This window comes from Streptomyces sp. NPDC001889 (assembly GCF_053594535.1).
Map to the genome: position 1 here is coordinate 302,038 of NZ_JBSFER010000003.1, position 22,194 is coordinate 324,231.

Sequence of the window (22,194 nt, forward strand, 5' to 3'; positions counted from 1 at the left end):
GGGTCAATGGACCCGACCACACCAGACCACCGCGAGGAGCCCCAGGGTGAGCAGCCTGACCGGAACCGAGGCCGTGGATGTCGCCGATGTCATCTGCCTCGGCGAGTCCATGGTCACGTTCCTGCCGTCGCAGCCCGGACGCCTCGCGGACGTGCCCTCCTTCGCGCGCGCGATCGGCGGGGCCGAGTCGAATGTGGCGTGCGCGCTGGCGGCGGCGGGGCACCGGGTGAAGTGGGTCAGCCGGGTGGGGGCGGACGGGTTCGGGGATCATCTGATCCGGGCGATCGGGGGGTACGGGGTGGACACCTCGGCCGTCGGCCGGGACCCGCGCCGTCCGACCGGGATCTACTTCCGGACCGCGACGGACCGGGCCACCGATGTCCACGAGGTGGTGTACTACCGGCGGGGGTCGGCGGCGTCCGCGATGTCGCCGGAGACCGTTCCGGCGGGGGTGCTGGACGCGACCCGCGTCCTCCACCTCTCCGGGATCACCGCGGCGCTCTCGCCCGAGTGCCTGGCCCTGATGCGCGCCCTGACCGCGCGCCGGCCCGGGCGGCCCCTGGTCTCCTTCGACCTGAATCACCGGCCCGGTCTCTGGGGGGAGTCCTCGGGCGCGGAGATTCTTCTGGAGCTGGCCCGGGGCGCGGACCTCGTCTTCGTCGGCGAGGACGAGGCCGAGGAGGCCTGGGGCCTGGTGGGCCCCGCCGCCATCAGGGAGGCCCTCCCCGACCCCGCGGTCCTGATCGTCAAGCAGGCTGCCCGGGGTGCGACGATGTTCGCCCGCGAGGAGGGGGTTCGCGGGGGCCGGGTGGGTTCGGCTCCGCCGGTGACCGGGGGCCCGCTCATCTCGGCCCCTCCGGTGACCGAGGGCCTGTCCGCCTCGGCGTCGCCGGCGTCCGGGGGCCCGTTCACCTCGGCGTCGCCGGTGACCGAGGGCCCGTTCACTTCAGCCTCTCCGGCGTCCGGGGGCCTGTCCGCCTCGGCGTCGCCGGCGTCCGGGGGCCCGTTCACCTCAGCGTTGCCGGTGGACGAGAGCCCGTTCACCTCAGCCCCTCCGGCGTTTGAGGAGCGGGGTTCGGGGCGGAGCCCCGACGAGGTGCCGGCTCCCGGGGCGGAGGGTCCGTCCTCAAGCGCCGGACGGGCTGGGGTGGGCCCCGCCTCTGGGCAGCGGCCTGACGGGGTGCCGGCTCCCGGGGCGGAGGGTCCGTCCTCAAGCGCCGGACGGGCTGGGGTGGGCCCCGCCTCTGGGCAGGGGCCTGACGGGGTGCCGGCTCCTGGGGGCGAGGGTTCGTCCTCAAGCGCCGGACGGGGCGGGGTGGGACCGGGTTCTGGGCAGCGGCCCGACGGGGTGTCGGCTCCTGGGGGCGAGGGTTCGTCCTCGAGTGCCGGGTCGGCCGGGGTGGGGCCGGGGGCGGGGCAGCGCACCGGCGTCGGGGACACCGTCACCTTCGTGCCCGCGCCCCGCGTGGACGTCACCGCGCCCGTCGGCGCCGGCGACGCCTTCGCCGCCGGCTTCCTCTCCGCCACCCTCCGCTCCCTCCCTCCCCGCGACCTCCTCCGCCACGGCCACCTCTGGGCCGCCGCCGCCCTCACCGTCCCCGGCGACCTCACCACCCCCCCTTCCACCGCGCACGCCGACCGCCTCGTGGCCCTCGGCGACGCCGACTGGGAGAGACTTCGTCTCGCCCCCGGCTGGACCTCAGCCGCGGATGAGGAGGTACGCACCCCATGAGCCAGACCGTCGACCGCGCGCTGAGCATCCTGCCGCTGCTCGCGCAGGGCCCCGCCGACCTCGGCCAGGTCGCCGACCGCCTCGGCGTCCACAAGTCCACCGCGCTGCGCCTGCTGCGCACCCTCCACGACCACGGCCTCGTCTACCGCCAGCAGGACCAGCGCTACCGCCTGGGCGCCCGGCTCTTCGCCCTCGCGCAGGAGGCCGTCGAGAACCTCGACGTGCGCGACATCGCCCACCCCCACCTCGTCACCCTCAACGAGCAGATCGGACACACCGTCCATCTCGCCGTGTACGAGGAGAGCGAGGTGCTCTACATCGACAAGGTCGAGAGCCGCTACCCGGTCCGGATGTACTCCCGTATCGGCAAACCCGTCGCGATCACCGTCGCCGCCGTCGCCAAACTCCTCCTCGGCGATCTGCCCGAGCACGAGCGGCGCGCCATCGCCGAGAAGCTCGACTACCCCCTGTACACCTCCCGTTCGACGCCGAACGCCGCAGCCTTCCTCAAGGAGCTGGCCGCCGTCCGCGACCAGGGGTGGGCCACCGATCTCGGCGGCCACGAGGAGTCCATCAACTGCATCGGCGCCCCCATCAGGGGCGCGGCCGGCCGGGTCGTCGCCGCGATGTCGGTCTCCGCGCCGAATGTGGTCGTCACCGCCGAGGAGCTGCTCACCCTCCTCCCGCTGGTGCGCCGCACCGCCGACGCCATCAGCCGGGAGTACTCCGGCTCCGGCACCCCGCACTGAACCGTCCGACCCCGTAGAGACACGACCAGCCCGAAGGAACCCGCATGACCGAGAAGACCGCGATCACCCCCGCGACCCACACCGCCCCGCCGGCCAAGTTCTCCCACGGCGTCCGCAAGGGCAACATCCTCCAGGTCGCCGGCCAGGTCGGCTTCCTCCCGGCCGTCGAGGGCCAGGCCCCGACCCCGGCGGGCCCCACCCTGCGCGAGCAGACCCTCCAGACCTTCGCCAACGTCAAGGCGATCCTGGAGGAGGGCGGCGCGAGCTGGGACGACGTGATGATGATGCGCGTCTACCTCACGGACGTGGACCACTTCGCCGAGATGAACGAGATCTACAACGCCTACTTCGAGGAGCAGGGCCTCAAGGCCCCCGCCTCGGCCCGTACGACGGTCTATGTCGGGCTGCCCGCCGGGCTGCTCATCGAGATCGACGCCCTGGCGGTCCTGGGCTGATCCGGCCCCCCGCCGCGCGCGAGCGGGCCGCCCGGTGCCGACCGGGCGGCCCGCTCGCCGCGTACCGCCGCCGTCAGGCGCAGTACTGCGCCTCCTTGCCGATCGAGCGGTACATGCAGTCCGAGTTCTCCAGGAGCTGGAGCACCGCGTCCCGGTTGCGGCTGGTCTCCCGTTCGATCACCTCGTCGGGCGGGTAGAACCCGCCGCCGCCGAAGCTGCCCGGGTACATCTCGAAGGTGTAGCCGAAGATCCTCTGGTTGCCCCACAGCCAGTCGTCGATCGAGCCGTCGGTGATGTAGAGGTCACTGGCCTGCTCGGGCGTGTAGCCGTTGCTGGCCGCCATCTTCTGCCCGACCGCGGCGAAGGCGTTGCGGTCGTCCTGGGTCATGCCGGGCGCGGTGTCGGCGGTGGTGTAGCCGTACGGCCAGAGCACCAGCTCGCTGTAGGTGTGGAAGTCGATACCGGTCCTGATCTGCTGCTGTCCGCCGACGACCCGGCTGCGGACGAAGTCCGCGACGACCTTCACCTCGGGCGCGGACTCGGCCGCGCGGCCCCGGTAGGTGTCCGAGCCCGGAGAGGTGGACGAGCCGCCGCAGCAGCCCCAGCGGAAGTTCCAGTTGCGGTTGAGATCGGTGCCGACCGCCGTGGAGCCGGTGTTCGGCTGGCGGTTCTTGCGCCAGCTGCGGTAGCTGCCGGTGGCGATGTCGTACTCGCCGCCGTCCGGGTTGACGTCCGGGACGATCCAGATCTCCCGGCTGTTCACGGCGTTGGTGACCCGGGAGTCGGTGCCGTAGTCGTCGCCCAGCTCACGGATGAGATAGAGCGCCATCTCCACCGTCAGATGCTCACGGGCGTGCTGGTGGTGGGTGAAGAGGACCTCGGGCTCGTTCTCGTCGGTGGCGACATTGTCACTGATCTTGACGGCGATGATGTCCCGGCCCTGGTGGCTCTTGCCGATGACCCGCTTGCTGATGATGTCGGGATGGGCGGCGATCCGCTGGTCGATCGCCGTGTTCATCTCGGCGTAGTTGTGGTAGCGCGAGTCCGCGGGCGGGAAGTCGAGCGCCTGGACGGGGCCGCCGGCGGTACGGGCCGGCGGGCCGGGCAGCGCGGTCAGCCGGTGGCCCAGCGCCCGCAGCCGTTTCACCTGCGCGGAAGTGGCGCTGACGACGGTGGAGTGGTCGCCGGCCTCGTCGACGGTGGCCCCGCTCGCCGCGATGGCGGTCCGGGAGGCGACGGTGGTCTCACCGCTGATCCGGTACTGCCGGGTCTGTTCGTCGGCGGTGGCGGCCGGTGCCCTGGAGGCCGGTGCCCCGGGGTCCGGTGGCGCCGCACTGGCGGTGAAGGGGGCCGCCACCGCGAGCGCCAGCAGGGCGCTGAGCGTGGCGGCCTTCCGGCCGCTGCCGCGTATCCGAAGTCGCATGCTGTCTCCAGGATGTGGACTGGGAGGGTGGAACCGGCGCGTGCATCGTGCGAACAGGCGCCCACATCCTGTTGGACCTGACATGCCCGGGTCAAGAGGGCGGGTGGGCCGGCCCGGGCCGGCGGGCGGACCGGCCCGTAACGCACAGCAGCGCCCCCGCGGATGCGGTGGCGCTGCCATGGATGTCGTACGACCCTTGGCGTGGGGGTGGACGGGTTCGTACGACTGGTCCGGTGGCGGCCCGGGGGCCGCCGGTGCGGGGCGGGGCCGGTGTGGGACCGGCCCCGCCGTCAAGCGGTTACGGCAGGGTCTTGATGTGCGCCCCGACCGAGTTCGACCAGGCGTTTCCGGCCGTGGCGTCCCAGTTCGTGGACCAGGTCATCGCACCGCGCAGATTCGGGTAGGTCTTGGCGGGCTTGAAGGTGCCGCAGTTGGTGCCCTTGGTGAGGCAGTCCATCGCGTTGTTCACGACGGTGGGGCTGACATAGCCGCTGCCCGCGCCCCGGGTCGAGGCGGGGACCCCGATGCCGACCTGCGAGGGGTCGAGACCGTTCTCCAGCTGGATGCAGGCCAGCGCGGTGAGGAAGTCCACCGTGCCCAGCGAGTACACCTTGCCGTCGCAGCCCAGCATCGAGCCGCTGTTGTAGTTCTGCATGTTGACGACCGTGAGGATGTCCTTCACGTTGAGCGCCAGCTTGAAGTACTCGGTCGAGGTGGACTGCATGTCGATGGTCTGCGGGGCCATCGTCAGCACCATGTTCGGGCCGGCCTTGGCGGAGAGCTGGCGCAGCGCCTTCGTCATGTAGGTGGAGTTGATGCCGTGCTCCAGGTCCACGTCCAGACCGTTGAAGCCGTACTCCTGCATCAGCGCGTAGGCGCTGTTGGCGAAGGCGGTCGCGGAGGCGTCGCTGTTGACCGTCACATTGCCGATCTCGCCGCCGACGGAGATGATGACCGACTTGCCGGCCTGCTTCTTGGCGGCGATGTCCTGCTTGAACTCGGCGACGTTGGCGTAGCCGAGCGCCGGGCTGAGGTTGAAGGTCAGCTCGCCGGGCGTGGTGGTGGAGTCCGCGAAGGCGACCGCGATGATGTCGTAGGCCGACTGCACGTCACGGAGCTTCTGCACGGTCGCGCCGTTGTTGAAGTTCTGCCAGTACCCGGTGATCGCGTGCTTGGGCACCACGGGGTTCGGCTGCACCGGTCCGTCGCTGGTCCGGCCGGAGACGGCCGTGGACTTCACGGACTCGCCCGCGCTGTTGGTCGCCGTCACCTGGAACTGGTACGAGGTGTTGGCGGTCAGCCCGGTCACGGTGGCCGATGTGCCGGTCACCGACTGGACCTTGGCGCCGTCGCGGTAGACGTTGTAGCCGGTCGCGCCGGCGGCCGCACCCCAGTTGAGGGCGATGGAGGACGAGGTCACCGCGCCCAGGGCCAGCCCGGAGGGGGCCGGCGGGATCACGGGCTCCGGCTCCTGGCCGCCACCGCCGTCGGGGCCGAAGACGCTGACGTCGTCGACGTGGTAGGCGGGGGTCCCGTACCAGCCGTGGGTGTAGATCGTGACGGACGTGGTGCTCGCGCCGGTGCGGAAGCTGGTGTTGAGCTGGCTCCAGCCGGCGCTGCCCTGGGTCCAGGTGGAGACGTCGGTGGTGCCGGTGCCGCTCGCGCCGAGGTAGGCGTAGCCGCCCTGGGTCCAGGCGCTGAGCTGGTACGTCGAGTTGGGCTTCACGGCCACGGTCTGGGTACAGCGGGCGTTGTTCTGTCCGCCCGGTGTCGCCTTGAGGGCCGAGGCTCCACTGCGCACGGGAGTGGAGACGTTCACGCCACTGCCGCCGGCACAGGTCCAGCTGGAGAGTCCCGACTCGAACCCGGCGTTCTTGGCGACATTGATGTCCGCCGCCTGCGCTGTTCCTGTCATGCCGGTGACGGTGAGCCCGGCCCCGACTGCGAGGGCCAGGGCTCCGCCGAGCCATCTCCGCGAGCGTGTGGTGCGGTCCACTTGCTGCCTCCAGTGGGGGAGTTGGGGGGAGGAGGGTGAGAAACGGTGGCCACCGCTGGGTCGTAAAACTGGTCCAGACCAATGAGGTTGTCAAGCCCTCAAGCAGTGATTGGTGCCGTGGAAGCGCCATCGGTTTTCAGCCATACCCTGGGGTGCGCACTCCCGCGCGCCCCTGCTATGGGCGTACAGATCGTCATCCTTTGGTGAGCTTTGGCCTGTGCGGAGCGTGCGCGCCCCGGGGCTCTGGGTTCAGCAAGGTGTTCTCTGGTTTCACCGTCGCGGATAAAGTGCTCGTGCAGGAGCAGCGAGCAGTACGTATCTGCGGTCACGGGACCACCGGTGACCGGAGCCGAACGGGGAACCAGCGTGCCGACCGCAATAGCTGTCACCAGCGCAGATCTGGTGCTACCGCCGATGGACCAGCACACGCCCACGGCGGCTCTGCTTCCGCCGCCGGACGCCCAGCCGCTCCAGGACGCCCTCACCGCCACGTCCGTCCTGCTCGAACAGCACGGGTACGTGGTCGCGCTCTATCCGTCCTGTCTGCCGCTCGCCCATGAACGGCGGCTGCACACCGTGCGGTCCGCCCTGGAGACCAATCGGCTGGCGCTGCTGAAGGTGGACCTCCCGCCGCTCGGTATCGCGGTCCTCGTCCGCCAGCTCCGTCAGCTGTCGGTCTGCGACTTCGGCCCCGGAATTCTCGCATCGGCGGCCCGGCTGCTCTCCCACTACGTTTATGCGGGGGCGCTGCTCAATTCCGTCACCCGGCTGGACCGGGTGCCGGTGAGTCTGAAGTCCCACGCCAAGTCATGGGTTCCGGGCGCGCAGTTCGGGGTACTCGCCAACCCCACGCCGGAACTGGTCAAGGTGGGCGGCGGCGGGCGGCTCGGCGGGCCCGCTTTCACCACCCGGCTGGTGGTGGCGGAAGGACAGCTCCAGTCGGAGTGGATCGAAAAGACCCTGGCGCCGCAGTGGCAGACACAAGGAGTGGAGGAGACCGCGCTGCCCGCGGATTCCCCGCTCTGGTGGGGCACCGGCAAGCTGACGGAATTCGCCGCCTTCCTGCCGGACATCTCCACCCTCTATCAACTGGTCGCGTCCGTACGGAGAGAGGTGTGCACCTGGTGCGGAATCGAACTCATCGGTGACCGCTGCGGATTCTGCTCGGCGACCCTGCCGGCGGCGGGCCCGGGCGGGGACGCCGGCGTCCCCCACCACGGCGCCCCCGCGCACCACGGGCCGTGAGTACCGCGGAGATCACCGCCGTGACCTGCCGGATTCAGCGCTTGACCCGCTTTCCGCCGCACCGGTAGGCACGATGAACCCGACGCCACCCGCCCGTCCGGCGTGCCCCGCCCGCCGGACGGGGCGGGCGCCGCGCCGGGTGTCCCGCTCAGTCCGCTCCGTCAGCCCCTGTCTGCGAAGTCCGCGGATTCGCGGGGAGAGCCCATCCGGGCGATCCGGCGCATCCGGCACACCCGGCGAATCCAGCGCATCCAGCGAAGTCAGCGAACGAGGTTGTCCAGCACATGAATTCACGCCAACGACGCGGTGTCATCCTTCTGCTTCTCTCGGTGCTGTGCGCCATCGGTGCGTTCGCCGGCGTGATATCGGTGATCAATGATGTGAACTCGAAGGTCGGCCCCGAGGTTCCCGCCTATCGGGTGAAGTCCGATGTCGCGCCCTATACGGCGCTGCGGGCCGACCAGTTCGAGAAGGTCAGCATGCCCGAGCGCTGGCTCTCGGACAGCGCCGTCACCGATCTCTCGGCGGTCAGCGGAAAGATCGCCGTCACCCAGCTGAAAAAGGGCTCACTGCTCCAGAACGACATGATCGTCGACCGGCCGGAACTGGCGGCGGGGGAGCAGGAGATCGCCATCATGATCGATGCCGCCACCGGGGTGGCCGGCAAGATCACCCCGGGCGACCGGGTCAATATCTTCGCCACCTTCGCCGGGAAGACCCAGGACGACGCCGACCAGTCCCGGATCATCGTGCCCGGCGCCCGGGTCATCGACGTGGGCCGGCTCACCCCGCTCGACCGCCGCGACGACGACCGCGGCGGTTCCCGCGAGGCGGTCCCCATCACCTTCGCCCTCGGCACCAAGGACGCCCAGCGCGTCGCCCACGCCGAGTCCTTCGCCGAACACGTCCGGCTCGCCCTGCTCGCCAGGGGCGGCTCCTCCGCACTGCGCCCCGGGGACAGCACCTACACCCTCGACGAAGACAAGAACAGGTGAGGGCTGTATGACCACACGCATCCTCCCGGCGGTCGGCGAAGCCGACGCGGCCCGCTCCATCACTACCCTGCTGGCCCAGCTCCCGGACGCGGAACCGGCCACTCCGGTGGGGGACTCCACCTCGCTGCTCGATCTGCTCGCCCGGCTGGCCGCCGAGTCCCTCGACGAGCTGCCCGAGGTCGTGCTGGTCCATGAGCGGATCGGCCCGGTGCCCGCGCTGGAGCTGATCCGGGAGGTCGGGCTGCGCTTCCCCTCCGTCGGCGTCATCCTGGTCACCGTCGACGCGGGCCCCGGTCTCTACTCGGCCGCCATGGACTCCGGCGCCCGGGGCCTGGTCGCCCTCCCCCTCTCGTACGAGGAACTGGCCCAGCGGGTCCAGGCGGCGGCCGGCTGGTCCACCGGGGTCCGGCGCCACCTCGGACACAGCGGTGACGTCTTCACCGGCCCGGGCGGCACCGTGGTCACCGTCAGCGGCGCCAAGGGCGGTGTCGGCGCCACCGTCACCGCCGTCCAGCTCGCCCTGGCCGCCCAGGCGTCCGGGCGCACCGTCGCCCTCGCCGACCTCGATCTCCAGGCCGGCGATGTGGCCTCCTACCTGGATGTGCAGTTCCGCCGCTCGATCGCCGACCTCGCCGCCATCCAGGACATATCGCCCCGGGTCCTCCAGGACGCCCTCTTCGCCCACCAGACCGGGATCGGGCTGCTGCTCTCCCCGGCGGAGGGGGAGCGCGGCGAGGAGGTGAGCGACCGGGCCGTGCGCCAGATCGTCAGCGCCCTGCGCAACCGGTACGAGGTCGTCGTCATCGACTGCGGCACCCAGATGAACAGCGCCAACGCCGCCGCCGTGGAAATGGCCGATACCACCCTGCTGGTGACGACTCCGGACGTGGTTTCCGTACGCGCGGCGAAGCGCATGGTCCGCCTCTGGGACCGGCTCCAGATCCGCAAGGCGGAGGAGACGGTCACGGTCGTCAACCGGCACAACCGGGCCACCGAGATCCAGCCGCCCCTGATCGAGAAGATCACCGGCACCCGGGTCGCCCGGACCGCCGTCCCCGCCGGGTACAAGGAACTCCAGTCCGTGGTCGACGCCGGCCGGATGCAGGATCTGGAGCCCAAATCCGCCGTCAAACAGGCCCTGTGGGCGCTCGCGGGCGAACTCGGGCTCGTCAAGGAGCGGGAGACGGACCAGAAGCAGGGCAGATTCAGGGGAGACCGGGGTTCGATCGGCCTCCGCAGGACGCGGTCCCGGCGATGACGGTGAGGGGGTACGGAGGGCGATGAGGTCTCACGTACGGCACGGCGGCCGGGGCGCGGCCCGGGAGCGGCCGGGAGCGGCGGGGCGGTGGGACGACCGGGGGCAGGTGGCGGTGGAGTTCGCCGGCACCCTGCCGGTCATCCTGGCGACCCTCGCCGTCCTCTGGCAGGGCGCGCTCATCGGCTACACCTTCTCCCTGGCGGGGAACGCGGCGGACGCGGGCGCCAGGGCGGGCGCGGTGGACGGACCCTCCGCCTGTGACGCCGCGGTCCGCGAGGACCTCCCCGACGCCTGGCGGGTCGAATCGAGCTGCCGGCGGGGCGATGGACTGTTCCGGGCCACGGTGCGGATCTCGGTCCCCATCCTCTTCCCCGGCGCGGCGAACTTCCCCTTCGATGTCGACGCCGAGGCCGCCGCGGTCGACGAGCATCCGCGGGGGGCCCTGTCATGAGGCCCGGGGAGGACCGGGACCGGGGCCAGGCCGCCCTGGAGTTCGCCGGGGTGATCACCCTGCTGATCCTGGTCGGCGTCGCCGCCATCCAGCTCGGCCTGGTCGCCTACACCGCCCAGCAGGCCGGCACCGCCGCCCGTGCCGCCGCCCGGGCCGAGGCCCAGCGGGACGGCGCGGGCACGGGCCCGGCGGCCGGTCTGGCCGCGATCAGCGGCTGGCTCGCCGACGGCGCGCGGGTGGAGGCCGGCTGTGCCCCCGGCTCCGAGGTCCGGGCGACGGCCACCGTCGATGTCCCCGCCCTGCTGCCCGTCCTCGACTTCGGACCCGCGAGCCGCACCGTCACGATGCGCTGCGACTGAGGCCCGCGCGCACCACCCGTACCAACCGAGGCCGGCGCGCACCACCCGTACCACCGGAAAGACCGAGCAGCACCTGGGAGATGAGTCCATGAGCCTGCGGGCGCGCATCAGCAGCCCCGAGCCGGTCAACGGCCACAGCGAGGAGAACCGCCTCGTCATCGTCTACCGCGCCAAGCTGCTGGAGGAGATCGACCTCGCCGAGATGTCCGCGCTCGCCGCGGCCGAGCGGCGGGCCCGGCTGGAGCGGGTCCTCGGGCACATCATCAGCCGGGAGGGCCCGGTGCTCTCCAGCGCCGAGCGCGCCCAGCTCATCCGCCGGGTCGTCGACGAGGCCCTCGGCCTCGGCATCCTGGAACCGCTCCTGGAGGACGCCTCCATCAGCGAGATCATGGTCAACGGACCCGAGCAGGTCTATGTCGAGCGCGGCGGCCGGCTGGAGATGCTCCCGCTCCGCTTCTCCTCCGCCGAGCAGCTCATGCAGACCATCGAGCGGATAGTCTCCACCGTCAACCGCCGGGTCGACGAGGCCAACCCCATGGTCGACGCCCGCCTCCCGTCCGGCGAGCGGGTCAATGTGATCATCCCGCCGCTCTCCCTCAGCGGCCCCATCCTCACCATCCGCCGCTTCCCCCGCGCCTTCACCCTCCAGGAAATGATCGCCATCGGCTCGCTGGACGAGCAGATGACCCTGCTCCTCGCCGGTCTGGTGCGGGCCAAGTTCAATGTGATCGTCTCCGGCGCCACCGGCACCGGCAAGACCACCCTCCTCAACTCGCTCTCCGGGCTGATCCCCGAGGGCGAGCGGATCGTGACCATCGAGGACTCCGCCGAACTCCAGCTCCAGCAGTCCCATGTGATCACCCTGGAGAGCCGTCCGCCCAACGTCGAGGGCAAGGGCCGCGTCACCATCCGCGACCTCGTCCGCAACTCGCTGCGCATGCGGCCCGACCGCATCATCGTCGGCGAGGTGCGCGGCGGCGAGACCCTCGACATGCTCCAGGCCATGTCCACCGGCCACGACGGCTCCCTCGCCACCGTCCACGCCAACAGCGCCGAGGACGCGCTGATGCGGCTCCAGACCCTGGCCTCCATGTCCGAGGTCGATATCCCCTTCATGGCGATCAAGGACCAGATCAACAGCGCGGTCGATGTCATCGTCCAGCTCACCCGGCACGCCGACGGCTCCCGCCGGGTCACCGAGATCGCGGTGGTCGACTCCTACGGCCGGGAGGAGTACCGCATCGTCTCCGTCTGCCGCTTCCACGCCCAGCCGATGTCCGCCGACGGGCGCATCCACGGGCAGTTCGCGTACTACCCGGTGCCCCGGCGGGTCGCCGAGCGGCTCTATCTGAAGAACGAGCCGCTGCCCCCGGTCTTCGGGGTCGCCGACTCCGAGGACCAGCTCGCCGTCCGCCGAACGGTCGTCTGACCCCCCGTACCCCATCGAAGAGGTCCCCGCCCGACATGGACAATCTCCCGCTTCTGACAGCCGGGGTCACCCTGCTCGCCGGTGTGCTCGGTGTCATCGGCGTGCACACCTACTCCTCGGGCCGGGCCCAGCGGCAGGCCCTGGTCGACCGCATGAGCCAGAGCGGCCCCGCCGGGAGCGCGACGGGCCGGCGGCGGCGCTTCCGGCGCTTCGACCGGCGGCTGCGCACCACCCGGCTCGGCCGCCGCATCGAACGCGAGATCGCGGCCACCGGCCTCGATCTGACCCCCGGTGAGTACGCCGTCCACGTGCTCGCCGTGCTGCTCGCCCTCTACTTCACCGTCGGCGCGGTCTTCACCCCCTTCTTCGGAGTGCTGGGCGCCGTCGTCGGGCTGTGGGGCGCCGGGGCCTTCCTCGGCTGGCAGCGGGCCAAGCGCACCGAGGCCTTCATCAACCAGCTCCCCGAATTCACCCGCGTCCTCACCAACGCCACCCAGGCGGGCCTCGCCCTGCGCACCGCGCTCGCCATGGCCGCCGAGGAGCTCGACGACCCGGCGGGCCAGGAGCTGGGGATCGTGGCCGATCAGCTCGCCGTCGGCCAGAGCCTGGACGACGCGCTCGGCGCGCTCGGCGAGCGGCTGCCCTCCCGCGAGCTGAGCGTCCTCGTCACCACCCTGATCCTCGCCAACCGGGCGGGCGGACAGGTCGTCACCTCGCTGCGGAACCTCACCCAGTCCCTGGAGGAGCGGAAGGAGACCCGCCGCGAGGTCACCACCATGCTCTCGCAGATCAAGGTCACCGCCCTCGCCGTCCCCCTGCTGGGCCTCGGCTTTCTGCTGATGATCAACGGTATGACCCCGGGCGCCCTGGACCGGATGACCGGATCGTTCGCCGGGCAGGCCGCCACCGTCATCGCCTTCGGGCTCTACGGACTGGGCGCGTTCCTGATCCGCCGGGTCTCCCGCATCCAGATCTGAGAAGGGAGGACGACACCATGGGACTGCTCCTCGCCGCGCTCCTCGCCGTCGCCGTCCACGGCGTCTTCCACGGCATCCGCATGTACCGCGCCGACGCGAAACTCCCCGGCGATCTCGCCCTCGCCCTGGAGGTGGGCGCCACCCGCACCACGGCCGTGGGCTCGGCCATCGACCGGCTCGGCATGCGGTACGCCCCCGCCGTGCTGCGGGCCATGGGCCCCAAACGGGTGGACGCCCTGCGCCGCCGGCTCGACATGGCCGGCAACCCGCACGGCCTGACCGTCGACCGGTACGCCGCCCGCCGCGCCGTCTACGGCTTCCTCGGGGTGCTGGCCTCGCTGTCGATGCTGCTGCGCGGACAGCCGGTCTTCGCCGTGCTGCTGCTGCTCTTCGGGCTGCTGTGGACCGATGTCATCCTCAAGGCGGCGATCCGCCGGCGCCGGGCCGACATCGAACGGACCCTGCCCGACTTCCTCGATGTCCTCGCCGTCGTCGTCTCCGCCGGGCTCGGCTTCCGGCAGGCGCTGGAGCGGGTCGCGGAGAAGTACGAGGGCCCCTGGGCCGATGAACTGCGCATCACCCTGCGCCAGATGGACATGGGGGTGAGCCGCCGGGACGCCTTCGACCAGTTGCGCCGGCGCAATGACTCGGACCAGGTGTCGATGTTCGTCACCGCGCTCCAGCAGGGGGAGGAGCTGGGCGCGCCGATCGTGGAGACCCTCATCCAGATCGCCACGGACATGCGCCGCACCGACGCCCAGAACGCCCGCCGCGACGCGGCCCGCGCCGTGCCCAAGTCGACGCTCGTGGTCACCCTGATCATGCTGCCCGCGACGATGATCCTGATCATCATGAGCTTCTACTACGGTTCCGGGGTCGATCTGGGGGAGGTCCTGGGAGGCTGAGACAGGGCCACCGCCCCGGCCGGGCACCCCGCCGGGGCCGTGCCCGCGAGGCGGCACCGGGGACGAGCGGCCACGAGCGACCACGAGCGGCGCACGGGAGGTGAGACATGGGGCACGACCAGCGGCGGTTCTCCGGGGGGAGCCCCCGGCCGGGGCCCGGGGCGGGCCGGGAGCCGGACCCCGGTCAGCCGGCGGCCTCCCCCTCGCTCCCGCTCCAGGTCAACGCCCTCCAGGCGCTCTGCCGCCAGGTCTTCGGATTCCGGCTGGCGATGATCGCCCTGGCCGTCCCCTTCGCCCTCGCGGGCACCAGCCCCGGGCCCGCGAGCTGGCTGGTCGGGGCCGCCGTGCTGGTCACCTTCATGACCTCGTACGTCCTGCTGCGCGACTGGGAGCGGTTCGGGCCCGTCCTGCTGCGCCACCCCTGGCTGCTCGGCGCCGATATGGCCTTCGGGGCCCTGCTGCTGGTCACCGCGTCCCCGGACTCCACTCTCGCGTACGTCACCATCTGCACCCCCCTCCTCGCCGGGCTGATCTCCGGCTGGCGCGGCGCGGCCGTCTTCGCCGTGCTCCAGTCGCTGATCGTCGCGGGGGCGCACGCGGTCAACGACCAGACGGACGCGCGGTTCACCGCGCTGCTCCTCCCCGGGCTCTGTGTGCTCGCCGGGGCGCTGGGCAGCACCCTGCGGCGGCTGATGCTGGGGTTCGGCGCGGCCGGCCAGGCGCTCTCCGAGGCCCGGGCCCGGCTCGCGGTCGCCGGGGCCGTGGAGCGCGAGCGCGCCCGGCTCGCCCGGGAGATGCACGACTCGGTGGCCAAGACCCTGCACGGCCTGGCGCTCGCCGCCGACGGGCTCGCCCACTCCGCCGACCGGATGGACCCGGTGACCGTGCGGGACCGGGCCGAGCTGGTGGCGCGGGCCGCGCGGCGGGCGGCGGCCGAGTCCCGGGAGCTCCTCTCCGATCTGCGCCGCGAGTCGGGTCTCGACGGCGAGGGCGTCGACCTGCTGGCCGAGCTGCGCGCCCGTACGGAGGACTTCGCCCGTCGCGGCGGGGTACGGGCGGCCTTCCACCGGATCGGCCCGGCCCCGCCCGGCGTGCCGCCCGCCGTCGCCCGGCACGCGCTGACCATCGTGGCCGAGGCGATGGAGAACGCCCACCGCCACGGCGGCCCCGGGCGGGTGTCCGTCTCGGCGGGGGTGACCGGGGACCTCCTGCGGATCAGCGTGTACGACGACGGCCCCGGACTGCCGCCCGGCACCACGCTCCACGGACTGCGCCGCTCCGGCCACTTCGGGCTGGTCGGCATGGTGGAGCGGGCCGCGTCCATCGGCGCCCGGATACGGATCGGCCGGGGCCTGGCGGCACAGGGCACGGAGGTACGCCTCGAACTCCCCCTGGCCGCGCTGGACCGGCCGTCCCCGGTGACCGGCCGCGACCCCGCGCCCACGGCCGACCCCGCGCCACGCGGGCCCCCCGCCGGACCCTCCGCCGGGGGCACGCCCCCGTACCCGCGCTCCTCCATCGCCGGAGGGGCTTGACGCAGCCCCCGCGTCCACACGGTCCGCCGCCCGGCGGCCCGGCCCCGTTCCCCCTGTCCAAGCTGAGCCGAGACCCCGTCACCGTGTTCCGAGAGGAGGCCGCCATGCCGGACGACCACGACGTTCACCCCCCTGTCCCGGGGGCGCACCGGACCGTACCGCCGCATGCCCCACCGCCCAGGTCCCCGTACCCGCCGCCGACGAGAGTGCGGGTCGTCGTCGCCGATGACAATCCGGTCGTACGGGCGGGTCTGACCGCCCTGTTGCAGGGCCGGGCCGGTCTCGACGTGGTCGCGGAGGCGGCCGACGGGCGCGAGGCGTGCGAGGTGGTGGCCCGGCACCGGCCGGATGTGGTGCTGCTGGACGTCCGGATGCCCGGGACGGACGGTCTCGCGGCCCTGCCGTCACTGGTCCGGCTGGCGCCGGTGCTGATGATGACCTACAGCCGGGAGAGCGAGGTCGTCCACGAGGCGCTGCGGCTGGGCGCGGGCGGCTATCTGGTCCACGGCGAGTTCACCGCCGAGCAACTCGTCGCCGCCGTGCGGGACATCGAGGCGGGCGGGGCGCCGCTGTCGCGCTCGGCCGAGGGCGCGCTCCTGGCCGGGGTGCGCGGGGAGCCCCAGGGAGCCTCGGTCCGCCGGGGAGAGGGTTCGCGCACGGGTTTTTCTGCCCTGGTGAAAACATCTGCGAACGCACACACTGTGCCGGGAACCGCCGCAAAGGATCACTATATGACCCGCACATCTCCTGGATTGCGGCCCGATTCCCCTCTCCGGGAATGTGCTCAACGGTCTTCGCTTACGCAAGCGAATGTGGGACATTCATCGGTGGGGACCCGCGCGGCCGACGGGCTGCGGGGTGTGATCACCGAGCTGAGCCGGCGGGAGGTGGAGGTGATGGAGCTGATCGCGTCGGGTCTGACCAATCAGCAGATTGCCGCCTTCTGCTTCATCAGCCCGAAGACGGTCAAGAACCACATCAACCGGATCTTCGCCAAGCTGAACGCGGGCAGCCGGGGCGAGGCCATCGCCGTCTGGCACGGCCTCGCGCGCAGGGGGGCCGGCCCCTCATGAGCGGACCAGGATGGCGCGGACGGGCGGTCCAACGCCCGCACCGGAAACGGAGTTGGGCCCGAGGGCCCATTCCCGGCGGGGCGCTCGCGGCGTACATTTCTCACGCTGCCCTCCGGACCGGCCGAGTGAACGCGGTACCGGTGGGCCGCGCCATGCACTCGTACGAGCCGGCCGGCGCCCCCGCCACCGGCGCCGGAGGGGAAGCCCATGCCGAATGTGACGCTGAAGGCCGCGATCAGGGCCCGTCTGTTCATCGCGTCGCGGATGGCGGCAGCCGCACGGGCGGCACAGGACCGGCGCGAGGCGGGGCAGGGCTCCGTCGAGTACGTCGGAGTGATCGTCCTGGTGGCCGCGATCATCGCGGCACTCGTGGGTTCCGGAGTGGCGGAGGACATCGCCAACGGTCTGACGACCAGGGTCGGCGAGATCCTGGGCGGCGGTGGCGGCGGCGGCGAGTAGCCGCCGCGGACCGGAGCGCGCGTGAGGCAGGGCAGGCAGCCCCCATCTACATCGCGATGGTGGCGGGCCTGCTCTTTCTCGCGCTCGCGTTCTTCGCCGTGGGCCAGGCGGGCGCCACGCGCAACGGCGCCCAGTCCGGCGCGGACGCCGCCGCGCTGGCGGCGGCGCAGGAGTCCCGCGACAGCCTCGGCGAGGAGCTGACCGAGGGGATGTTCGATCCGGACTTCCTCCGGGACTTCCTGGGCGGCGGCGCCGAGGAGTCGTCCGGGTCCGGCTGCGCGGAGGCCGCCCGGCTCGCCCAGGCCAACGGCACCACGCTCCTCGGTGACGGCTGTGCCCCGCTGGACGACGGCCGCTGGGGCTATGCCGTCACCGTCGAGTCGGCACCGCTCGGCGACACCGTCCTGCCCGGCACCGAGGACGACCGCGCCGAGGCCACGGCCACCGCCGTGGTGGAGTCCCGCTGCACCTTCACGCCGTCCGAGGAGCCGCCGTCGTCACCCCCGCCCGGCGAGGGCGACGGCCCCGGCGAGGAGAACGGGGGCCAGGAGGGTGAGCCCTCCGTCCCGCCGGAGGAGGAACCGGTCTCGCCCGGCACGCTCTCCTGCGACGGTGAGTCCCTCACCATCGATCCGGAGCAGCCGGACCGGCTCCCTGACATGTCCGACCTCTTCACCGTCCGGCTGGACGGGGACTGACCGTCAGCGAACGCAAAGGAACAGCACTGATGAGAATTCGGCACGGAGCGCACGCGCAACGGACAGTGACCGCGGTCCTCGTGGCGGCGGCGCTGTCGCTTTCCCTGACGGCCTGTGGCGGCGGGGACAGCGGCTCGGACGGCTCGGAGGGGTCGGACAAGAAGAACACCGGGGCCGCGACCACTCCGCGGCAGCCCGGACAGCCCGACGAGGGCGAGGGCACCACCGAGCCGCAGAGCGAGGAACCGCTGGCCGTGATCGACGGCAGCAACGGATTCCAGTTCACCGTCCGCAGCGCGGTCCGGGACGCGGGCGGCTTCCTCACGGTCTCCGGCGCCCTCAAGAACAACGCCACCAAACGGCAGGTCCCGCCCGTCCAGTGGAATGGACAGGAGAGCCAGGTCAGGAAGACCGGACGATCCTTCGCCGGAATGACGCTGGTGGACAAGTCGGACAAGAAGCGCTACTACGTCCTCCGTGACACCGACGGCTATCCGCTCACCACCACCGGCCTGAGCGCACTCGACGCGGGCCAGAGCGTCGACTTCTTCGCCCAGTTCCCGGCGCCCCCCAAGGGGACGGAGTCGGTCGATGTGCAGATCCCGCTCATGCCCAGCGCCTCGATCGAGATCAGCTGATGGACGCCGTGACCACGACCGCGCGGCGGCGAACGCGCACGGCGGGCCGGCGGCCGGCGGCCGTGTCGCTGGCGGTGGTGCTGCTGCTCACCGGGTTCCACCTCGACTCCGCCTCGGCGTCGCCCGGCTCCGGTGCGCCGGCCGTCGACGACCCCAGCGTGCCGCCGGGCACCGAGCCGGTCTCCACGGCGCCGGAGATCGACGGTGACAACCCCGGGCTGAGGATGCGCGACGGCGCCACCCTGGCCCAGTCGCGGGTGCTGGACATCGTCTCCATCGTCGAGACCGAGGGCGGGGAGGAGCGCCGTGAGGAGACCCCGGTGTCCCTGAAGTTCGCGCTCCAGGCCGAGGTGCTGTTCGGCAAGGACAGCGCGGAGCTGACCTCCCGGGCCAGCGGACGGATCGCGGCCATCGCGGCGGAGATCAAGAAGCACAACGGCCGGAAGATCCGGGTCTTCGGCTTCACCGACAACCTCGGTACGTACCAGCACGGCCGGGTGCTCTCCAGGAAGCGCGCCGACGCCGTCCACGGGCTGCTCAGCGATCAGCTGAACGACCCCGCGGTCTCCTACGAGGTCCGCGGCTACAGCGAGGACTACCCGATCGCCGAGAACTCCACCGAGGAGGGCCGCCGCAAGAACCGCCGGGTGGAGGTCTCCTTCCCCACCGGCGGCGCCAACTGACCGATGGGACCGGTCCGATAAGATGTAACAGCCCGCAATTGTGACGCCAGCTATACGTGACACGGTCGGCCCGCAGTACGCTGCGGGCCGACTGTCGAACGAGTGGGCTGAGGGGCGCGCGGATGAGGCGGGGCAGGACGGCGACGGCCGGCCGGGTGGTGGCACGGGCCGGGGCGCTGCGGGCCGGGATCGTCCTCGGGACCGTCTGCGCGCTTCTCCAGTCCGCCGTCACCTCCGCCGGGGCCTCGGCGGTGAGCTGGACCTCCGCGTACCGCACCGACCCGAAGGCGCAGGCCGTCCGGGGCAGTACCGACGCGGGCACCCCCGGCCCCCATCTCAGCCGGGGCACCTACACGGACACCATCTCGGCGGGGCAGCGGAAGTTCTACCGGGTGGAGCTGGACGACACGTCGAACGCCTATGTCTCCGCCGTGCTCGCCCCGCCCGCCGGCCGAGGGGTCGCCGCCACGGACGGGATACGGGTCTCGCTGCGGTCCGCCGACGGCGCCGAGTGCAGCGTCACCAATGACATCACCTTCGGCGGTGCCACCTCGCTGCCCACCGCCGACTACTCGACCCGGCGCATCGGGCGCGGCCGGGAGTGCCAGACCGCGGGCGACTATCTCTACTCCGTCGAGTGGATCGGCCGCGCCGGCGGCTCGAACGCCAGGGGCTGGACCGTCGAGCTGAAGTACATGACCGAGCCGGGGCTCAAGGGCGGGGGCACCGGGCCGAGCGCGCCGGCCACCTGGCACTCGCACACACCCGATCATGTGACGGGAGCGGCGAAGGGGGTCACCGGGGGGTCCGGGTTCAATGACGCGTCGCCGGTGGTGCACGGGGTGTGGAAGGACTCGCTGGGGCCCGGGCAGAGCCGGTTCTACAAGGTTCCGGTGGACTGGGGGCAGCAGCTCTTCGTGGACGCGGAGTTCGGCGGGGTGTCCGCCGGGCAGGCGGCGGCCGTGAACAAGGGGGTGCGGGTCACCGTCTTCAACACCGCCCGGGGTTTCGTCGAGGACAACGGGGCCCACTATCTGGGCCGGCCGGCCAAGGTCTCGCTCGCCACCGTGCCGGCCGCCTATGCCAACCGGGTCATCGACGAGGACGACACCAGCGCGATGCGCTTCTCGGGCGTCTACTACATCCGGGTCGCGCTCGACCGGAAGGTCGCCCGGTCGGTGCCGGTGACCCTGCGGGTGGGGGTCGAGGGGGAGCGCCAGCGGGGCCCGGCCTATCTGAGCGACCCGGTCGCGAACGGGTTCGGCATCAGCGAGGAGGACCGGGAGGACGCCCTGGGGGAGGACGACGAGACCCGCGAGACGCTGATGACCGTCGTCGGCTTCACCGGGATCGGGCTGGGGTCCGCGCTGGTGCTCGGACTGCTCTGCTGGACGGGGGCGGTGCGGCTCGGTCTCGGTCGCGGCAGGGGGCGGCACGCGTCCCCGCCCGCGCACTAGGTCGTCTCTTTCGGATCGTGCCGGGCTCGCGAGCCCCGGTGCCGCGCCCCGCCGCGTTGTCGTCGGTCGCCGGCGCTCCGGGTGGGCTCCCTCCTCCGCCTCGCGATCCACGGCACCGGACCCCGCTCACCGATCCGGCCCGATCCGAAAGAAACTCCCTGGGTCAGGGCTGCTCGATCCTGAGCAGGGCGCCCCGGGTGATGCCCCACGCGGCCATGGCTCCGCCCCGGGCCTCCAGGGCGTAGCGGGCCCGCAGCCGGGGGCGGCCGAGGCGGCCGGGCGGGAGGGTGTGGAGGTCCAGGACGCGCAGGCGCTGGTCGAGGTAGGCGACGTCGATGGTGAAGCGCATGCCCAGGGTGTGGATGCCGCTGCACGGGGCGAGCAGGATCGCGCCCTCCACGGTGTCGCGGCCCAGCAGCCCGCGCCGCCGGGTGCGGTGGCTCGCCGCGATCTCCAGCACCACCGGGCCGCCGCGCCCCCCGATCCACAACTCGGCTTCCCCGTCCCGCCATTCCCGCGATCGCCTCATCCCCCGACGGTACGCCCCTCCCGACGGGGTGGGGGTGGCCGTGCGCCCCGGGTATCCCGGGCATTCTCAGCCCGCTGGCACCAACGGCCTGTCCGGTGTTCGGGCACGGCCCATGTGCCACAGGTGACCCGCACAAATCCGGCCCGTCCGGCACCTCCGGCCCGTCTTGGGGTGCCTCCCGGTGGCAGTTCTGGGGGAGTCTGCGGACGGACCCTGTGCGCCAGGACCCCACACCCCGCGCGCCACGGCCGGAACCCACCCCACCCTCCAACCCTCCTCTCCCCTCCCTGGGCCCCCCGGGCCCAAGACCGGGTGGGCGCCCGCCGCCTAGCCTCGAAGGCGTGGACGTCACGCTGATCCCCGTCGCCGCCCTGTGGGGCACCACCACAGGTCTGCTCGTCCCCCGCGCCGCCTTCCGGCTCTCCGTCGAGCCGGAGGAGACCTGGCGGGACACCTGCCCCTCCGGCCACCCCTTCACCGGGCCCGCGCGCGGCTGGCTCGGCGGCCCCCGGTGCGCGCCCTGCGCCCGCCCCGCCCCGCCCGGCGCGGCAGCCGTCCCCGTGGTGACCGCGCTCGTCTGCGCGGCGCTCGCCGCCGCCACCGGACCCCGCCCCGAACTCGCCGTCTGGCTCCTGCTGGTCCCCTTCGCCGTGCTGCTCGCCCTCGTCGACCGGCGGGTCCACCGGCTCCCCGACCGTCTCACCCTCCCGCTGGCCGCCGCCGCTGCCCTGCTCCTGGGGCCGGTCTCGCTGCTGCCCGGCGCGGCGGGCTCCTGGCCGGCGGCGCTCCTGGGCGGTCTGACCCTGGGCGCCGCCTACTTGCTGCTCTTTCTGATCCACCCCGGCGGCCTCGGCTTCGGCGATGTGAAACTGGCCCTCTCGCTCGGTGTCGTCCTCGGCTGGCACGGCTGGCCGGCCCTCTTCGCGGGGGCGTTCGCGGGGTTCCTGTTCGGTTCGCTGTACGGAGCGGGGCTGATGCTCCTGGGCCGCGCGGGCCGCCGGTCGGTGATCCCCTTCGGCCCGTTCATGACCGCAGGCGCCTTCGCCGGGGTGCTGCTGGGAGCCCTCTCCGCCACCACCTGAACCCAGGCCCCCGGGACACGCCCCCGGCTGACGCGCCGAGCCCTCCTCACCCCCGTCTAGAGTCCG

The 22,194-nt window shown here is 72.4% G+C and carries 21 protein-coding genes and 2 pseudogenes; 20 read left to right on the plus strand and 3 right to left on the minus strand.

The window, feature by feature from the left end; genetic code table 11:
* Positions 1–109: 109 nt before the first annotated feature.
* The 4 genes and pseudogenes from ACWCRA_RS04860 to ACWCRA_RS04875 form a co-directional block, all read left to right on the plus strand.
* Positions 110–805: pseudogene (locus ACWCRA_RS04860) on the plus strand (sugar kinase); the annotation flags it as partial.
* Between the two features lie 630 nt (positions 806–1,435).
* Positions 1,436–1,732 (plus strand): annotated as a pseudogene (locus ACWCRA_RS04865) (PfkB family carbohydrate kinase); the annotation flags it as partial.
* Complete coding sequence (locus tag ACWCRA_RS04870; RefSeq protein WP_351547007.1) at positions 1,729–2,481, plus strand: IclR family transcriptional regulator; 753 nt, start codon at positions 1,729–1,731, stop codon at positions 2,479–2,481. The pseudogene ACWCRA_RS04865 and the gene ACWCRA_RS04870, both read left to right, overlap by 4 nt.
* 44 nt (positions 2,482–2,525) lie before the next feature.
* Entirely contained in the window at positions 2,526–2,936 is a 411-nt protein-coding gene (locus tag ACWCRA_RS04875) for a RidA family protein (protein ID WP_351547010.1), read from the plus strand.
* 73 nt (positions 2,937–3,009) lie between these two features.
* On the opposite strand, the gene ACWCRA_RS04880 is transcribed toward ACWCRA_RS04875, so the two are convergent.
* Both ACWCRA_RS04880 and ACWCRA_RS04885 read right to left on the minus strand, forming a co-directional pair.
* A complete protein-coding gene (locus ACWCRA_RS04880) occupies positions 3,010–4,359 on the minus strand; it encodes a M14 family metallopeptidase (protein WP_451066852.1) in 1,350 nt (449 codons plus the stop codon).
* Positions 4,360–4,657: 298 nt separating this feature from the next.
* Positions 4,658–6,355 carry a chitinase gene (locus ACWCRA_RS04885; RefSeq protein WP_451066853.1) on the minus strand — a complete coding sequence of 566 codons (1,698 nt, stop codon included), beginning with the start codon at positions 6,353–6,355 and terminating at the stop codon, positions 4,658–4,660.
* A gap of 414 nt (positions 6,356–6,769) precedes the next feature.
* On the opposite strand from ACWCRA_RS04885, the gene ACWCRA_RS04890 reads away from it, so the two are divergent.
* The 15 genes from ACWCRA_RS04890 (at position 6,770) to ACWCRA_RS04960 (ending at position 20,517) form a co-directional block, all read left to right on the plus strand.
* The gene (locus ACWCRA_RS04890; RefSeq protein WP_451066854.1) at positions 6,770–7,600 is read left to right on the plus strand and encodes a hypothetical protein; all 831 of its coding nucleotides are present in this window, start codon (positions 6,770–6,772) and stop codon (positions 7,598–7,600) included.
* 284 nt (positions 7,601–7,884) lie between these two features.
* Complete coding sequence (gene cpaB, locus ACWCRA_RS04895) at positions 7,885–8,595, plus strand: Flp pilus assembly protein CpaB (protein WP_451066855.1); 711 nt, start codon at positions 7,885–7,887, stop codon at positions 8,593–8,595.
* Between the two features lie 7 nt (positions 8,596–8,602).
* Positions 8,603–9,853, plus strand: a complete 1,251-nt coding sequence (locus ACWCRA_RS04900) for an AAA family ATPase (protein ID WP_351547025.1) — start codon at positions 8,603–8,605, stop codon at positions 9,851–9,853.
* A 22-nt stretch (positions 9,854–9,875) separates the two neighbouring features.
* Entirely contained in the window at positions 9,876–10,304 is a 429-nt protein-coding gene (locus ACWCRA_RS04905) for a TadE/TadG family type IV pilus assembly protein (RefSeq protein WP_351547028.1), read from the plus strand.
* Positions 10,301–10,663, plus strand: a complete 363-nt coding sequence (locus tag ACWCRA_RS04910; protein ID WP_351547031.1) for a TadE/TadG family type IV pilus assembly protein — start codon at positions 10,301–10,303, stop codon at positions 10,661–10,663. The genes ACWCRA_RS04905 and ACWCRA_RS04910 overlap by 4 nt, the downstream gene beginning before the upstream one ends.
* Positions 10,664–10,751: 88 nt before the next feature.
* Positions 10,752–12,092: a CpaF family protein gene (locus tag ACWCRA_RS04915; protein WP_351547034.1), complete on the plus strand. Its 1,341-nt coding sequence runs from the start codon at positions 10,752–10,754 to the stop codon at positions 12,090–12,092.
* Between the two features lie 35 nt (positions 12,093–12,127).
* Complete coding sequence (locus ACWCRA_RS04920) at positions 12,128–13,069, plus strand: type II secretion system F family protein (RefSeq protein ID WP_351547037.1); 942 nt, start codon at positions 12,128–12,130, stop codon at positions 13,067–13,069.
* 17 nt (positions 13,070–13,086) lie between these two features.
* Complete coding sequence (locus tag ACWCRA_RS04925; RefSeq protein WP_351547040.1) at positions 13,087–13,974, plus strand: DUF5936 domain-containing protein; 888 nt, start codon at positions 13,087–13,089, stop codon at positions 13,972–13,974.
* Positions 13,975–14,081: 107 nt separating this feature from the next.
* Positions 14,082–15,509: a sensor histidine kinase gene (locus ACWCRA_RS04930; protein WP_351547043.1), complete on the plus strand. Its 1,428-nt coding sequence runs from the start codon at positions 14,082–14,084 to the stop codon at positions 15,507–15,509.
* Between the two features lie 104 nt (positions 15,510–15,613).
* Positions 15,614–16,582: a response regulator gene (locus tag ACWCRA_RS04935; RefSeq protein ID WP_451066856.1), complete on the plus strand. Its 969-nt coding sequence runs from the start codon at positions 15,614–15,616 to the stop codon at positions 16,580–16,582.
* 207 nt (positions 16,583–16,789) lie between these two features.
* Positions 16,790–17,041, plus strand: a complete 252-nt coding sequence (locus tag ACWCRA_RS04940; RefSeq protein ID WP_451066857.1) for a hypothetical protein — start codon at positions 16,790–16,792, stop codon at positions 17,039–17,041.
* 56 nt (positions 17,042–17,097) lie between these two features.
* Positions 17,098–17,739, plus strand: coding sequence for a pilus assembly protein TadG-related protein (locus ACWCRA_RS04945; protein ID WP_451066858.1), 642 nt, complete (start codon positions 17,098–17,100; stop codon positions 17,737–17,739).
* Between the two features lie 29 nt (positions 17,740–17,768).
* Positions 17,769–18,377 carry a hypothetical protein gene (locus ACWCRA_RS04950; RefSeq protein ID WP_451066859.1) on the plus strand — a complete coding sequence of 203 codons (609 nt, stop codon included), beginning with the start codon at positions 17,769–17,771 and terminating at the stop codon, positions 18,375–18,377.
* Positions 18,377–19,060, plus strand: coding sequence for an OmpA family protein (locus tag ACWCRA_RS04955; RefSeq protein ID WP_451066860.1), 684 nt, complete (start codon positions 18,377–18,379; stop codon positions 19,058–19,060). The genes ACWCRA_RS04950 and ACWCRA_RS04955 overlap by 1 nt, the downstream gene beginning before the upstream one ends.
* 122 nt (positions 19,061–19,182) lie before the next feature.
* On the plus strand, positions 19,183–20,517 hold the full coding sequence (locus ACWCRA_RS04960; protein WP_451066861.1) for a hypothetical protein: 1,335 nt from the start codon (positions 19,183–19,185) through the stop codon (positions 20,515–20,517).
* 163 nt (positions 20,518–20,680) lie between these two features.
* Here the strand turns inward: ACWCRA_RS04960 and ACWCRA_RS04965 are convergent, their stop codons facing one another.
* Positions 20,681–21,046: a DUF192 domain-containing protein gene (locus ACWCRA_RS04965; RefSeq protein ID WP_351547058.1), complete on the minus strand. Its 366-nt coding sequence runs from the start codon at positions 21,044–21,046 to the stop codon at positions 20,681–20,683.
* 341 nt (positions 21,047–21,387) lie between these two features.
* Here ACWCRA_RS04965 and ACWCRA_RS04970 point away from each other — a divergent pair, with 341 nt between their 5' ends.
* Positions 21,388–22,128 (plus strand): prepilin peptidase, encoded by a 741-nt coding sequence (locus ACWCRA_RS04970; RefSeq protein WP_351547061.1) that lies wholly within the window; start codon positions 21,388–21,390, stop codon positions 22,126–22,128.
* Positions 22,129–22,194: the final 66 nt, after the last annotated feature.

Coding starts and splice junctions, on each gene's coding strand:
- ACWCRA_RS04905 (WP_351547028.1), top strand. CDS start 9,876: ATGAGGTCTCACGTACGGCACGGCGGCCGGGGCGCGGCCCGGGAGCGG.
- ACWCRA_RS04880 (WP_451066852.1), bottom strand. CDS start 4,359: ATGCGACTTCGGATACGCGGCAGCGGCCGGAAGGCCGCCACGCTCAGC.
- ACWCRA_RS04915 (WP_351547034.1), top strand. CDS start 10,752: ATGAGCCTGCGGGCGCGCATCAGCAGCCCCGAGCCGGTCAACGGCCAC.
- ACWCRA_RS04890 (WP_451066854.1), top strand. CDS start 6,770: ATGGACCAGCACACGCCCACGGCGGCTCTGCTTCCGCCGCCGGACGCC.
- ACWCRA_RS04870 (WP_351547007.1), top strand. CDS start 1,729: ATGAGCCAGACCGTCGACCGCGCGCTGAGCATCCTGCCGCTGCTCGCG.
- ACWCRA_RS04935 (WP_451066856.1), top strand. CDS start 15,614: ATGCCGGACGACCACGACGTTCACCCCCCTGTCCCGGGGGCGCACCGG.
- ACWCRA_RS04965 (WP_351547058.1), bottom strand. CDS start 21,046: ATGAGGCGATCGCGGGAATGGCGGGACGGGGAAGCCGAGTTGTGGATC.
- ACWCRA_RS04920 (WP_351547037.1), top strand. CDS start 12,128: ATGGACAATCTCCCGCTTCTGACAGCCGGGGTCACCCTGCTCGCCGGT.
- ACWCRA_RS04940 (WP_451066857.1), top strand. CDS start 16,790: ATGCCGAATGTGACGCTGAAGGCCGCGATCAGGGCCCGTCTGTTCATC.
- ACWCRA_RS04950 (WP_451066859.1), top strand. CDS start 17,769: ATGAGAATTCGGCACGGAGCGCACGCGCAACGGACAGTGACCGCGGTC.
- ACWCRA_RS04930 (WP_351547043.1), top strand. CDS start 14,082: ATGGGGCACGACCAGCGGCGGTTCTCCGGGGGGAGCCCCCGGCCGGGG.
- ACWCRA_RS04910 (WP_351547031.1), top strand. CDS start 10,301: ATGAGGCCCGGGGAGGACCGGGACCGGGGCCAGGCCGCCCTGGAGTTC.
- ACWCRA_RS04900 (WP_351547025.1), top strand. CDS start 8,603: ATGACCACACGCATCCTCCCGGCGGTCGGCGAAGCCGACGCGGCCCGC.
- cpaB (WP_451066855.1), top strand. CDS start 7,885: ATGAATTCACGCCAACGACGCGGTGTCATCCTTCTGCTTCTCTCGGTG.
- ACWCRA_RS04925 (WP_351547040.1), top strand. CDS start 13,087: ATGGGACTGCTCCTCGCCGCGCTCCTCGCCGTCGCCGTCCACGGCGTC.
- ACWCRA_RS04960 (WP_451066861.1), top strand. CDS start 19,183: ATGAGGCGGGGCAGGACGGCGACGGCCGGCCGGGTGGTGGCACGGGCC.
- ACWCRA_RS04875 (WP_351547010.1), top strand. CDS start 2,526: ATGACCGAGAAGACCGCGATCACCCCCGCGACCCACACCGCCCCGCCG.
- ACWCRA_RS04945 (WP_451066858.1), top strand. CDS start 17,098: ATGGTGGCGGGCCTGCTCTTTCTCGCGCTCGCGTTCTTCGCCGTGGGC.
- ACWCRA_RS04955 (WP_451066860.1), top strand. CDS start 18,377: ATGGACGCCGTGACCACGACCGCGCGGCGGCGAACGCGCACGGCGGGC.